The sequence below is a fragment of the Kocuria marina genome, from assembly GCF_000786655.1.
GTDB lineage: Bacteria > Actinomycetota > Actinomycetes > Actinomycetales > Micrococcaceae > Kocuria > Kocuria marina_A.
Genome location: NZ_JROM01000021.1, coordinates 86,629 through 99,356, shown reverse-complemented (window position 1 = coordinate 99,356; position 12,728 = coordinate 86,629). Strand labels below are relative to the sequence as shown.

Sequence of the window (12,728 nt, the reverse complement as noted above, 5' to 3'; positions counted from 1 at the left end):
GGTGTGGCTCATCGCCGCGGCCGGCGTGCCCGTCGCCCAGCGGTTGCGCTCACGGGAACTCGCAACGAACAGGACAACGGTTCCGCGCCGTCGGGCATTGGAGATCACGTCACCACGCGCGAAGTCATGGGCGGCCCCGTACGGATCCTCGATGCGGGCTCCGGGCCGGTGATCGTGTGCTGCTCCGGCGTGGCCTCGACCCTGTGGGACTGGCTTCCCGTGGTCGAACGGCTGCGCCGGGACCACCGCGTGATCGTGTACGACCGCCCCGGACACGCCCAGGGGGACCGGGTGTCCGAACAACTCCCCGATCTCGATGAGGAGGCGCATCGGTTCGCCGCCGTGCTCACCGTGTGCGGCGTTCGGGAACCCGTCACGGCCGTGGGACATTCCTTCGGTGGCGCGGTGGTCGAAGTGGTGGCCCGGGTGCATCCGGAGCGGATCCGTCACCTCGTGTTGCTGGACGCGTCCGTGCCCTCGGCCGAGGGCGCGGACCCGGCCCACGACGACGCCGCGACAGCCCGTCGGTTCCGCCAGTTCACACTGCCCCTGGCACGGTCCCGCGTGGCGGGTGCCGTGTGGCGTGTGGTGGGCCCCGTCGTGGCCGGGCGACTCGTGCCCGGACGCGGGCGCCTCATGCGTTCGTGGCCGCAACTGCGCGAGGACCTGGCGTCCCCGAACTTCCTCATGGCCTCCCTGCGGGAACTCGCGGGGTACGTGGCATGCATGAACCGGTTGCAGGAACTGGCCGCCCACACGCCCCTGGACCCGGACGTCCTGGTGGTGGCCGCGAACGGACGACTGCCGCGGATCGGGACCACCCGGTGGGTGCGCCACGTGCTCGCCCGGGCCACCTACCTGCCCCGGGAAGCACCCGTGCACACGATCGTGCTGCCGCGCAGCGGCCACTTCGTCATGGTGGACCACCCCGAGCGGATCGCCGCGGTGATCGCATCCGTCAGATCAGGTGTTCTTCCCGCGCACGGTTGACCGCGGCCGTGCGGTTGTCCACCCCGAGCTTGTCGTAGATGTGCACGAGGTGCGTCTTCACAGTGGCCTCCGAGATGAACAATTCCTTGGCCAGGGCCCTGTTGGACGCGCCCGTGGCGAGTCCGCGCAGAATCTCGATCTCCCGCGCGCTCAACGACGTGCCGGGGGAGCGCACGCGCTGCATGAGCCGCGCCGTGACCGAGGGGGACAGTACGGGACGGCCCGCGGCGGCGTCGTGCACGGCGGCACCGATGGTCTCGGGCTGTGAATCCTTGAGCAGGTAGCCGATCGCACCGGCCTCGAGCGCGGCGACGATGTCCGCCTGGGTGTCGTAGGTCGTGAGGATCAGCACCGGGGGCCCGCCCGCCGCGACAATGCGCCGGGTCGCGTCCAGCCCACCCATCCCGGAACCCATCTGCAGGTCCATGACCACCACGTCCACGGAGCCGCCCGCGCGGGACAGCATCTCGAGCGCCACGCGTCCGTCCGGGGCCTCAGCTCCGACCACGATGTCACCCACCGATTCGAGCACTGCGCGCAGCCCGGCGCGCACCACGGGGTGATCGTCCACGAGCAACACGCGGGTGGTCATGGGGTGTCTCCGTTCGCTAGGGGGCGGGTGGCTTCCGGCGCGGGCAGGGGCAACCGCAGGTTCACGGCCGTTCCGGCGCCGGGTTCGGACTCCACGGTCAGGACGGCCCCGAGCTCGTGCGCGCGACGGCGCAGGTGGGCCAGTCCGAAGCTGTCGTCGCGTGCGTCGTCGGCGGCGGAACGCGGTCTGAAGCCCGCGCCGTCGTCCACGACGTCCAGCGTCACGGCGTCGTCCCAACCTGCCAGGGTCACGACGGCGCGTGACGCCCGCGCGTGCGAGGTCACGTTCGCGAGCGTGGACTGTGCCGCCCGGACGAACAGCGTGCGCTGCGGGGCGGACAGCTCGGGGACCGTGCCCTCCACCGTGAACTCGCACGTGAGCGGCGCGCCCATGGCGCGGGCCGCCTCCCGGGTGCGGTGACATACCTCGGCGAGCACGGCGGGCAGGGAGTCACCCGGTGCCGGCGCGGCGAGGTCCCGCACGAACCGACGCGCCTCCGCGAGGTCGGCCGCGGCCGTGTCCTCGATCGTGGCCAGTTGCGCGCGGGCCGCGTCCAGCTCGGCGCGTTCCAGCGAGCGTTGGGCGGCCCGTGAGACCAGCACGATCGAGGTCAGGCCCTGGGCCAGGGTGTCGTGGATCTCGCGGGACAGCCGGTCGCGCTCGGCCATGGTCCCCGCGGCCCGTTCCTGGCGGGCCAGCTCGGCGCGCGTGGATTCGAGGTCGCGGATCGCGCGCACGTGGCGGCGGGTGTCCTCGTACAACGCCCGGTACCCGAAGCTCACGAGCAGCGCGACGATCGCACCGATCGCGGGTCCGAGCGCCATTCCCGCCGTGAACGCTCCCGGGGCGGCATGCAGGTACTGGGACAGCACCACGACGCCGGTGAGCACCACGATCGCGACCAGTGCCGCCGCGGTGGGTAGCACCATGGGGCACAGGAAGAACAGGGGGAACGCGACCCACGAGAAGTCCGGGCTCAGCAGGGCCAGTGCGGCCCACAGCGCCGCGATCAACCCGAGCCACACGGGACCCCACCGCAGGGATTCCCGGCTCACACGACCCCGCGCCACACGGTTCTCCACCAGGGTCCCCGCGAGGTAGACCGCCGCGAGCAGCACGCTCAATCCCAGGACGACGGCGATCATCGCCCCGCCGCCCGGGGCCCGGCTCAGGCGCAAAACCGCACGCACGGCCGCGAGCACCAGCAGCGCCGCGAAGCTCACGTGCAACGTGACCCGCAGGGCGCTCAGCACGGCGGGGGTGGAGAGGTCCTCGCGCACTCGGGGGCTCCTTCCGGGTCGTGCGGTGGTCGTGTCGTCGGGTGGTCTGCCGGGGACGGCGGCGTCGTCGTGGCCGGGTGGCGAGCGCGTCCACGAGAGGGCGGTGTCCCGCTCGGAGCGGGCCGTCCCGAGCGCTGCGCGGTGACCTGCTCAGGGGAAAGCCGCCACCGGCGGACGCTGCGCACCGCAGGGCCCGGCCTCCCGCCATGCTACGCACGCGACGCGAGCGCCGGGTCAACCGATCGGTTGAGCGCGGTGTCCTCCGAGGGGCGGGACGGGTTCCACCCGCGGGGCGATCCGCGGGCGGCGGCTGCCCGCGAGGCTTGAGGGGAACAGTCTTTCGACCCATGGGAGATCACCATGTACCTGTCCCTGAGGGACATCACGTTCGCCAAGGGGCGGTTCGCGTTGCTCGCGACCGTCGTGGCCCTGATCACGCTGTTGCTTGTCCTGCTCACCGGGCTGACCAACGGGCTCGGCCACCAGAACACCTCGGCCCTGGAACGGTTGCAGGCGCAGCGCTTCGTGCTCAGCGCCCCGGCGCGGGACGCGTCCGACCCGTCCTTCACCACGTCCCGGATCACCGCGGACGAAACGCGCGCGTGGCGTGACGCCGTGGGCGTGCACGACGTGGAGCGGCTCGGCCTCGTGCAGACCACCGCGCACGCCGGGGACGGCACGAACTCCTCCGACGACGCCGCGTCGGCGACGTCGGTCGCGGGTGTCGCGCTCGAACCGGGCTCGCGGCTCGCGCCCGGTCTGAGCGGCGTCGACGGAGCGACGCACCCGCAGGACGGCACCGCGGTGGTCAGCGAGACGCTCGCGCACGAGATGAACGTGGGCGTGGGGGACGCGGTGACGCTGGCCGGCACGTCCCTGAGGGTCACCGGAGTCGTGGCGGACGAGTACTACAGCCACGTCCCGGTCGTGTGGTTCAGCACGGGGGACTTCCCCGCCGTGGCCCACACCGACGACCCCGAGCAGGCCACCGCCCTGGCCCTCACTACGGACACCGTCCCCGAGGGCGTCGCGGAGCGCACCGGAACCGTGGCCCTGGACACCGGGGACGCCTTCGCGGCGCTGCCCGCCTACGAGTCGGAGCAGGGTTCACTGCGCATGATGCAGGGCTTCCTCTACGGCATCAGCGCCCTGGTGGTGATCTCGTTCCTGACCGTGTGGACCATCCAGCGCACCCGGGACATCGCGGTGCTGCGCGCTCTCGGCGCGAGCCGGGGTTACGTGGTGCGGGATTCCCTCATCCAGGCCGCCGTGGTGCTCATGATCGGCGTGCTCGTGGGCGGCGGCCTGGGGATCGCCGGCGGTGCGCTCGCGGGGTCCGCGGTCCCGTTCGTGCTGAGCGCCGCGACCGTGGTCCTGCCCGTGGCCGGTGTCCTGGCGCTCGGACTGATCGGGTCCGTGCTTGCCGTGCGCCGCGTGTCCACCGTGGATCCGATGATCGCCCTGGGAGGTAACTGAGCATGCATTCCGACACCCACCCCCGTCACCGCGCAGGAGACCCCATGGACAACCACACCGCAGCGGCACGCCCGGACGGGCCGCGCGAGCACTCGACCGACGACCCCGCCCTGCGGGTGACCGACCTCGGTCTGGAATACCCGGACGGCACCGACGAGCGGGGCGAACCCCGCACTGTCCGGGCCCTGGACCGCGTGTCCCTCGAGTTGGCCGCGGGCACCATGACGGCGCTCGTGGGGCCGTCCGGGTCCGGCAAGTCCTCGCTGCTCGCCGTGGCCGCCGGGCTGGTCCGCCCGAGTTCCGGCTCGGTGTCCGTGGCGGGCCGCCGTCTCGAGGAGCTGCCCGAACGGGAGCTCGCCGGGATCCGCCGGGATCACACGGGCATCGTGTTCCAGCAGCCCAATCTCCTGGCCTCGCTGACCGCCCGCGAACAACTCGTGCTCGCCGCGCACGTGGCCGGGGCCAGGGGCAAGGACCTCGCGCGAGCCCGCACCCGGGCGGACGAATTGCTCGCACAGGTGGGACTCGAGAACTGCGCGGACCGCCGCCCCCATCAGCTCTCGGGTGGGCAGCGCCAGCGCGTCAACATCGCCCGGGCGCTCATGAACAGGCCGCACCTGTTGCTCGTGGACGAGCCCACCGCGGCGCTGGACCACGCGCGGTCCCGCAGCGTCATGGAACTGCTCGCGGATCTGACCCACTCGTTCGGTCTGGCGTCCCTCGTGGTCACGCACGACACCGAGTTCATCCCCCTCGCGGACGCGTGCGTGAGCATGCAGGACGGCCGCCTGGACACGGAACAGGCCACGACGGCGAGCGGTCGAACCGCTGCCACCGTGGCCTGACGGGCCATCACCCGGCGGGGCTCACCGCCGGGTGCCGGACCGGCCCGTGGTGCCCGCGGCGGAGTCCACGCCCGTGTGGGGTTCGCCAGGGGGCGTGGTGGTGTCCGCATCGGGTCCCGCCGCGCGCGGACCCTGCGGATCGAGCGGGGTGCGCGGTTCCCGGAGCAGGAACGGCGCGAGACCGCCCAGCACGAGCAGCACGCCCAGCACCACGAACGCGGTGGTGTACCCCGCGGCGTCCACGACGGCGCCGATCAGCGCGCCCTGCGCCATGCCGCCCACGAACGCGCCGATCACGGACATGATCAGCATGAACACCTTCTCGTTGTTCTCGAACCACTTCTCGACCACGCCGGGTCCGGTCGAGGTGGCGATCCACAGCGAGAGCCCGTAACCGAGCATCACGACCATGTACTGCCACCCGGTAGGCGTGATCCCGAACTGCTGCGAGTACATCGTGGCGAGCCATGTCAGCAGCCCCACGCCCACCAGGTTGTTGAGCAGCAGGCACAGCCCCAGCACCAGGGAGTTGCGGTTCTTCCAGGCGTCGAGGATCGAGACGTCCTTCTTCGCCGTCGCTTTGGCACTCTCCTTGGTGCCCGCCGCCTCGGTGCCGGAGGCCGCAGCGGACGACGCCGCGCCGTCGCCCGGCAGTTCCGGCGCCGCCGGCACGAGCTTGACGAACATGAGCGTGGCGACCACGAGCAGGACGGCCAGCAGGAAGTACATCCACCGGAAGTCGCGCACGACCACGAACGGGGAGAGGACCCCGTACACCAGAATCATGCCGATCCCGGCGGAAGTCGTCGGAGGCGGACGTGCCCGGGCCCCAGGAGACTTTGTCCTCGCCCAGGGCCTACACCGCGGCGTCGTAGCCGATCTGCGCGACGTCGTCGTCGTTGACGATCACGGGGTAGCCGTCGGCCCATTCGAACGTGGCCGTGGCACCGTAGGCGGCGCACGTGTTCTCCACGATGTCGGTCGCGCGGGACCTGAGGATCTCCCAGTCCTCGTCCGCGACCGTGCGCATGGACACGCCGATCCGGGCGGTGTCCGGGATGACGTTGGGGGCTTCGCCTGCCCTGATCATGCCCACGTTGACCACGTTCATGTGGTCGGGGGCCACGCTGCGGGAGACGATCGTGTTCAGCGCGACCGTGACCTGCGCGGCGACCAACACCGGGTCCACGCCGTTCTGCGGCATGGACGCGTGGGAGCCCTGACCCTTGATCGTGGCGAAGAAGCCGCCGGCCACGGTCGAGGTGACGCCCTTGCGCACGGAGATCGTGCCGGTGGCCTGGTTCGCCATATGCACGCCGAAGATCGCGTCCACACCCTCGAGCACACCCTGGCCCACGAGCTCCTTGGCGCCGCCCGGGGGAGTCTCCTCCGCGTGCTGGAAGATCAGCTTGACGGCGCCGTCGAAGCTGTCCGTGAGACCGCTCAGCACCTGGGCGGTGCCCAGCAGCATGGCCGTGTGGGCGTCATGACCGCACGCATGCATGACACCGTTCACCGTGGAGGCGAAGGAGTCCCCGGCCTCCTCCTGCAAAGGCAGGGCGTCCAGGTCCGCGCGCAACGCCACTGTCCTACCCGGCCCCCGGCCCTGGATCAGTACCGTCACCGAGGTCTCGGTGGGGCGCTCGGGGAAGAGGCCAAAGCTCGTGAGTTTCTCCACCACGAAGTCGGATGTCGCGTGCTCCTTGTAGGACAGCTCCGGGTGGGCGTGGATGTGGCGGCGCCAGTCGATGACGTCGGACGCGGGAGCCTCGATCTGCGGGGCCGTGAACCCTCTCGAAGAAATCACCCAACAATAAGATCTTTGGTGAATCATGCGTGATTTTGAATAGCTCACAATGCTGACTTATGTGCAGGAATCTGCTTTCAATGAACGATTTCAGTTTTCCACAGCCCCCCGTGGTTGACCTGCTCCGAGCCCCGTCACGCCCGACGTGTCGCGCCCGTCCCTGCTCGTTGGGCGCGCGGCCGAATGGTATTTTGAAATCAGATCAACCGTTCAGCACCACGTACTCATCGGAGGCGGCATGAGCCATGCAGTGGGCCCCAACAGCGGGCACTCGTCCGGCGGCACCGGGCATTCGTCCAGCCACACCGGACACTCGTCCGGGGCAAGAACTCGCACCACCACGAAGCCGGGTGCCGCGTCCATCATGGACGTCGTCAAGGTCTTCGCCCGACTGCTCCCCAAGCAACTCAAGGACGAGGCCCAGCTGGCATTCCTGGAGCTCAAGGAGAAGGGCATCAAGATGGGCGTGGGCGCCGCGCTCGCGGTGGTCGGTCTCGTGTTCCTGGGCCTCGCCGTCATCGCCCTGATCGGCGCCGCCATCGCGGGCCTGTCCCACGTGATGCCGGCGTGGCTGGCCGCGCTGCTGCTCGCCCTGCTGTTCCTCATCATCCTGGCCGTGCTCGCGCTGATCGGGATCGCCAAGATCAAGAGCGCGTTGCCGCTCATGCCCAAGAAGGCCATTTTCGGGCTGCGCTACGACCTCGGTGTGGTCAAGGAGGGCTCCGCGTACAACGAGGGCCGTGTCCAGCGTGAGATGAACGAGGCCGAGCAGAAGAAGCAGCGGGAGAAGGAGGAGGCGGCCAACGACCCCAACCAGGTCAAGCCCGTCAAGCCCACCGAGGAGCAGTTGCGCCACCGCCTCAAGCTGCGCCGCGAGCACCTCAAGAGCCTGCGCGACGACGCCCAGAACCGTGCTGATTCCGTCCAGGCCGCCACGCAGGGTTTCGTGGACCGCACCCAGCGCACGTTCACCGAGACCCAGGAGTCGGTCAAGCAGACCTTCGCGTCCAAGGGTGGCTCCCAGGGGGTCCGTCCCGCCGGTTCCATGTCCGCCCAGGACGTCCTGAGCGAGCGCTGGCAGCCCCTCGCGGTCGCCGTGGCCGCCGGGTCCGCGTTCCTCGTGTTCCTGCGCAAGCTGCTCAAGAAGTAACCGGGTGCGCGGCTCGCACGAGTCGCCAGCCGTGCCGGAGGCCGGGTCGCCGTCGTCGCGACCCGGCCTCCGCCGTGTCCGGGGGCGTCCTCGAGGGCGCGTCTCCTCCGTCTCCGGCGCACATCTCATCCGGCGGTATGGGATCCGTCGTGCCCCGGTGCGAACATGCGGTGAACTCCCAGGCCCGCCGCGCCCCCGAGCCCTACGATGAGACCGTGATGGAGGACGTGATGAATCGGTGATGCAGTGGCTCGCGGTGGCTCTCGCACTGAGCTCGGCGGTGTGTCTCGCGCTCGGTACGCAGACGCAGTCCGTGGCGGTCACCGGGCACACCGAGGGACCGTTGACACCGCGGGGGCTGTGGGCCCTCGTGCGCAATCTGCGCTGGCTCAGCGGACTCGCGCTGCTGGGCCTCGGAACGGTGCTGAACGTCGCGGCGCTCTCCCTCGCGACCGTGACCGTGGTGCAACCCATCGGGGTGATCGCGCTCGTGATCACCACGCTGCTGCACGCCCGGCACCGCCACCTGGTCATCAACCGCGGCACGTGGCTCGCCGTGGCCCTGTGCACCGTGGGCGGGGCCACGTTCGTGGTGTGCGCCGTGACCGGGACGGATCCCACCCACGTACCCGGGGCCCGTGCGGAGAACACCGTGGTCGCGCTGCTCGTGGCCCTCGTCGTGCTCATCGGTGTGTGCGAGCTGTTCGTGCGCCGGCACCGGATCAGCATGTTCTACGTCCTGGGAGCGGGGCTGCTGTACGGTTTCGTGGCCGTGCTGGTCCGCTTGACCGCCACCACGATCACGTCCAGCGGGTTCGCGGACATCCGGTGGACGAGCGTGCTCATGATCGTGGTCGCGGCCGCGCTGGGCGGGTGGATGGTGCAGTGCGCCTACTCGTGCGGACCGCCGGATCTCGTGATCGCCGGGCTCACCGTGGTGGACCCCATGGTGGGTGTGGCCCTGGGCCTCGTGGTCCTGGGGGAGGCCGGCGATTCCTTCACCGCGGCCCTCGGAACGGCCATGGGGCTCGCGGGTCTCGTTGCTATAGTCGGCGTGGTCGTGCTCTCGCGACACCACCCCGAGGTCCTGCAACGCCGGGCGGCCGCACGCGCCCAGCAGGACGCGCTGACCGGCGGGGTGGTTGCGGACACAGCGACACCCCGACGAACCGAACGCGCCATCGATCGCTGATCCCCCTACGGAACACAAGGCCTTGAGAATACTGATCACCGCTGAAACCTATCCGCCCGACATCAACGGTTCCGCGCAGTTCGCCCGCCGCCTCGCGCACGGCATGCTGGAACGGGGCCACGAGGTCCACGTCGCGGCACCCATGCCCACGAGCGGCCCGTCCCGGATCATGGACGACGCCGGGGTGACCGAGCACCGGTTCCGCTCCCACCACGCGTTCACCCACCCCTACTTCCGGTTGTGCTTCCCGTGGGAGATCGCGCGGGAGGTCGCGCGGGTGTTCGACGACGTCCGCCCGGACGTGGTCCACGTCCAGTGCCACTACATCCTGGGCCGGCTGGTGGTCCGTGAGGCCGTGCGCCGTGGTGTCCGGGTCGTGGGGACCAATCACTTCATCCCCGAGAACATCGAGCCGTTCCTGCCGTTCCCGCAGTGGTTCGTGCGCGGCTACCGCAAGGTCTCGTGGCGGGACATCGCGCGCGTGTACGGCCGCTGTGACGTGATCACCGCTCCCACACCGCTCGCGGTGCGCACCATGGTCGACAACGGTGTGCCGGACCGGGCCATCGCGGTGTCCAACGGGATCCAGGCCGGTGACTACGAGGCCGCCGCGGGGGAGCGGATCGAGCACCCGGATCATCCGGTGGTGCTGTTCTGCGGACGCCTGGCCGTGGAGAAGAACGTGGACGAACTCATCGAGGCCGTGGCCCTGATCCCGCGGCAGAAGAACGTCCACGCCGAGATCGTGGGGGAGGGGGAACAGCTGGACCGGCTCGTGAATCTCGCGCACGAACGCGGTGTCGCGGACCGGGTCCATTTCCTAGGGTTCCTCACGGACGAGCAGCTGCGCACGGCCTACCTCCGCGCGGACGTGTTCTGCCAGCCCGGGACGGCGGAACTACAGTCGCTCGTGACGCTCGAGGCCATGAGCGCGTCGACCCCCGTGGTGCTCGCGAACGCCCGCGCGCTGCCCCACCTCGCGGACGAGGGGCGCAACGGGTACCTGTTCTCCCCGGGCAATCCCGGGGACCTCGCGACCAAGCTGCAACTGGTCCTCGATGCCCCGCCCGAACAGCGGCGGGCCATGGGCGAGCGCAGCCGGGACATGGTGTCCCGCCACTCCTTCGCCAAGACACTGGACACGTTCGAGTCGCTGTACCGCGGCGCCGCCCGGTAGGACCCGGTCACGACCCCGCCGGGACGCCGCTCGATCGGAGCCACCGCGGATCCGGGGCCGTACACGCCGTAAGACACCCCTGGTCGCGGGAGTGGACACCGCACATGCGGTAGCGTAAGGCGGCGGCCTCGTCATCGGATCGCGGTCGCACAGGGGGCGGTAGCTCAGCTGGTCAGAGCAGAGGACTCATAATCCTTTGGTCGTGGGTTCAAGCCCCACCCGCCCTACATATCTTCCGCGCCGGGGTGTTCCCGACCCGCCGCACCGTGGGCTCTACTGGCCGCCGTGTTCCGGCACCGGCAGCAGCACCGACGGCCGCAGGTCCGCCACGAACCGCAACGGGTTCACGTACTCGCCGTTCTCCCGCACACCCCAGTGCACGGCGTCCCCGCCCGGGCCATGGCCCCGAGAAGCCACCCTGGCGATCACCTGCCCCCGGCTCACCCGAGCACCCACGCGCACGGTCGCGGACACCGGTTCGAACGAGGACTTGTGCCCGTCCCCGTGATCCACCGTGAGGACCTCCCGGTCCACGACCACGCCCACGAAACTCACGACCCCGTCCTGCGGTGCGCGCACCGGCGTACCCGGGGGAGCGTGCAGGTCCACGCCCCGGTGGCCGGGCAACCACTTCTGCGCGGGCGCCTCGAAGTGCCGGCTCACCGCGGGGCGGGGCGACACGGGCCAAGCCCAATCCGGGGAGGCCCACGCCGCGGAGTGGGTCAGGAGCGAGCTCAGCGCGAGGACCACGGCGAGCACGACGCAGTACGCGGCCCGGCGTGCGCTCGGTTCGGGTGGGCGCGCGGGAACGGGTGGGCAGGCGGGAACGGGCGGGCGCCCTGGACCGGGAGGGCGGGCAGGAACGGGCGGGACAGCGGCGTCGTGACCGGAGGGACTCATGACGACAGCGTGCGACAGCCCGGTCCGAAGGGGCGGGGGAGGCGCCCCGATGTGGAGCGGGGACGCCGCGGGATGCTGTATCCTACAGGGTGCAGTCACTCTGCCATCGGTTCGCCGTGCCCGCTCGCGGGTGCGCACCAGGGCGGGCTGACTGACTTCGCGCGCGAGGGAACCCACGACGGACCTGGTCCGTCCGGGTGCGTGGTCCTCGGTCCGAGGCCCCCGGTCACCGGGTGGTCGCGGTATGGAACCACGGGAGTCCACTCCACGAGCAGGACTCACGAATCGCGCCAGGGACCGGCACGGCCGGTCGACAACCGTAAACCCGAGACGGCCCGCGGGCCGTCGATTACTCATGAGGAGACGACATGCCTGTCGTTACCATGCGCCAGATGCTCGACAACGGCGTCCACTTCGGTCACCAGACCCGCCGGTGGAACCCCAAGATGAAGCGCTTCATCTTCACCGAGCGCAACGGCATCTACATCATCGACCTGCAGCAGTCCTTGGGCTTCATCGACAAGGCCTACGAGGCCGTCAAGGCGACCGTGGCCCACGGTGGCACCGTGCTGTTCGTCGGCACCAAGAAGCAGGCGCAGGAAGCCATCGCCGAGCAGGCCACGCGCGTGAACATGCCGTACGTGAACCACCGCTGGCTCGGTGGCATGCTCACCAACTTCTCCACCGTCTCCAAGCGGATCGACCGCATGAAGGAGCTCGAGGAGATCGACTTCGACGACGTCGCCGGCTCGCAGTACACCAAGAAGGAACTGCTGCTGCTGCGCCGCGAGAAGGAGAAGCTGGAGCGCACCCTGGGCGGTATCCGCAACCTGTCCAAGACCCCGTCCCTTGTCTGGATCGTGGACACCAAGAAGGAGCACCTCGCGGTGGACGAGGCGCAGAAGCTCGGTGTGCCGATCGTCGCGATCCTCGACACCAACTGCGATCCGGACGAGGTCGCGTTCCCGATCCCGGGTAACGACGACTCCATCCGCTCCGTCTCGCTGCTCACCCGCGTGATCGCGGACGCCGTGGCCGAGGGCCTCATGGAGCGCAACAACGGCAAGTCCAACGCCGCCGAGGAGCCCATGGCCGAGTGGGAGCGCGAGCTGCTCGAACAGCACCAGGAGCAGACCGCCGAGCAGGCGGCCCCGGCCGAGCAGGCCGCGCCCGCCGCCGAGCAGCCCGCCGAGACCGAGCAGAAGGACGCCCCCGCCGCCGAGTGAGGCCGGCGAGCGAGTTCACCTTCCATTCTTCCCGGTGACCCATCGTGGTGACCGGAACCGTGCCGGGCGTCGCGAGACGTCCGGCACGGACGA

12 protein-coding genes and 1 tRNA gene are annotated in these 12,728 nt (G+C 70.3%); 8 read left to right on the top strand and 5 right to left on the bottom strand.

Going from position 1 to position 12,728, the window contains the following annotated elements; translation table 11 throughout:
• Positions 1-3 precede the first annotated feature (3 nt).
• Positions 4-990 (top strand): alpha/beta fold hydrolase, encoded by a 987-nt coding sequence (locus AS25_RS06260; RefSeq protein WP_253270495.1) that lies wholly within the window; start codon positions 4-6, stop codon positions 988-990.
• Here AS25_RS06260 and AS25_RS06255 read toward each other — a convergent pair.
• Both AS25_RS06255 and AS25_RS06250 read right to left on the bottom strand, forming a co-directional pair.
• Positions 959-1,582, bottom strand: coding sequence for a response regulator (locus tag AS25_RS06255; protein WP_035963553.1), 624 nt, complete (start codon positions 1,580-1,582; stop codon positions 959-961). The two genes, AS25_RS06260 and AS25_RS06255, sit on opposite strands and share 32 nt — an antisense overlap.
• Positions 1,579-2,862, bottom strand: coding sequence for a sensor histidine kinase (locus AS25_RS06250; RefSeq protein ID WP_035963551.1), 1,284 nt, complete (start codon positions 2,860-2,862; stop codon positions 1,579-1,581). Before AS25_RS06250 ends, AS25_RS06255 begins: the two co-directional genes overlap by 4 nt.
• Positions 2,863-3,222: 360 nt before the next feature.
• Here AS25_RS06250 and AS25_RS06245 point away from each other — a divergent pair, with 360 nt between their 5' ends.
• Positions 3,223-4,338 carry an ABC transporter permease gene (locus AS25_RS06245; RefSeq protein WP_035963549.1) on the top strand — a complete coding sequence of 372 codons (1,116 nt, stop codon included), beginning with the start codon at positions 3,223-3,225 and terminating at the stop codon, positions 4,336-4,338.
• Positions 4,339-4,382: 44 nt separating this feature from the next.
• Positions 4,383-5,183, top strand: coding sequence for an ABC transporter ATP-binding protein (locus AS25_RS06240; RefSeq protein WP_052160760.1), 801 nt, complete (start codon positions 4,383-4,385; stop codon positions 5,181-5,183).
• A gap of 21 nt (positions 5,184-5,204) precedes the next feature.
• Here the strand turns inward: AS25_RS06240 and AS25_RS06235 are convergent, their stop codons facing one another.
• Together AS25_RS06235 and AS25_RS06230 are read right to left on the bottom strand one after the other, a co-directional pair.
• A complete protein-coding gene (locus tag AS25_RS06235; protein WP_035963548.1) occupies positions 5,205-5,969 on the bottom strand; it encodes a hypothetical protein in 765 nt (254 codons plus the stop codon).
• Positions 5,970-6,039: 70 nt separating this feature from the next.
• The gene (locus AS25_RS06230) at positions 6,040-6,990 is read right to left on the bottom strand and encodes a M20 metallopeptidase family protein (protein WP_052160759.1); all 951 of its coding nucleotides are present in this window, start codon (positions 6,988-6,990) and stop codon (positions 6,040-6,042) included.
• A 238-nt stretch (positions 6,991-7,228) separates the two neighbouring features.
• On the opposite strand from AS25_RS06230, the gene AS25_RS06225 reads away from it, so the two are divergent.
• The 4 genes from AS25_RS06225 to AS25_RS06210 all read left to right on the top strand — a co-directional run bounded on the left by AS25_RS06225 (position 7,229) and on the right by AS25_RS06210 (position 10,736).
• Positions 7,229-8,140, top strand: coding sequence for a phage holin family protein (locus tag AS25_RS06225; RefSeq protein WP_035963546.1), 912 nt, complete (start codon positions 7,229-7,231; stop codon positions 8,138-8,140).
• Between the two features lie 241 nt (positions 8,141-8,381).
• Positions 8,382-9,332 (top strand): DMT family transporter, encoded by a 951-nt coding sequence (locus tag AS25_RS06220; protein ID WP_156960917.1) that lies wholly within the window; start codon positions 8,382-8,384, stop codon positions 9,330-9,332.
• A 22-nt stretch (positions 9,333-9,354) separates the two neighbouring features.
• Positions 9,355-10,509 carry a glycosyltransferase gene (locus tag AS25_RS06215; protein WP_084118042.1) on the top strand — a complete coding sequence of 385 codons (1,155 nt, stop codon included), beginning with the start codon at positions 9,355-9,357 and terminating at the stop codon, positions 10,507-10,509.
• A 153-nt stretch (positions 10,510-10,662) separates the two neighbouring features.
• Positions 10,663-10,736: transfer RNA gene (locus AS25_RS06210), tRNA-Ile, on the top strand.
• Positions 10,737-10,782: 46 nt separating this feature from the next.
• Here AS25_RS06210 and AS25_RS06205 read toward each other — a convergent pair.
• Positions 10,783-11,409 carry a M23 family metallopeptidase gene (locus tag AS25_RS06205; RefSeq protein WP_084118041.1) on the bottom strand — a complete coding sequence of 209 codons (627 nt, stop codon included), beginning with the start codon at positions 11,407-11,409 and terminating at the stop codon, positions 10,783-10,785.
• A 368-nt stretch (positions 11,410-11,777) separates the two neighbouring features.
• Here AS25_RS06205 and rpsB point away from each other — a divergent pair, with 368 nt between their 5' ends.
• Positions 11,778-12,635, top strand: coding sequence for a 30S ribosomal protein S2 (rpsB, locus tag AS25_RS06200; protein WP_035963544.1), 858 nt, complete (start codon positions 11,778-11,780; stop codon positions 12,633-12,635).
• The last annotated feature ends 93 nt before the right edge of the window (positions 12,636-12,728 follow it).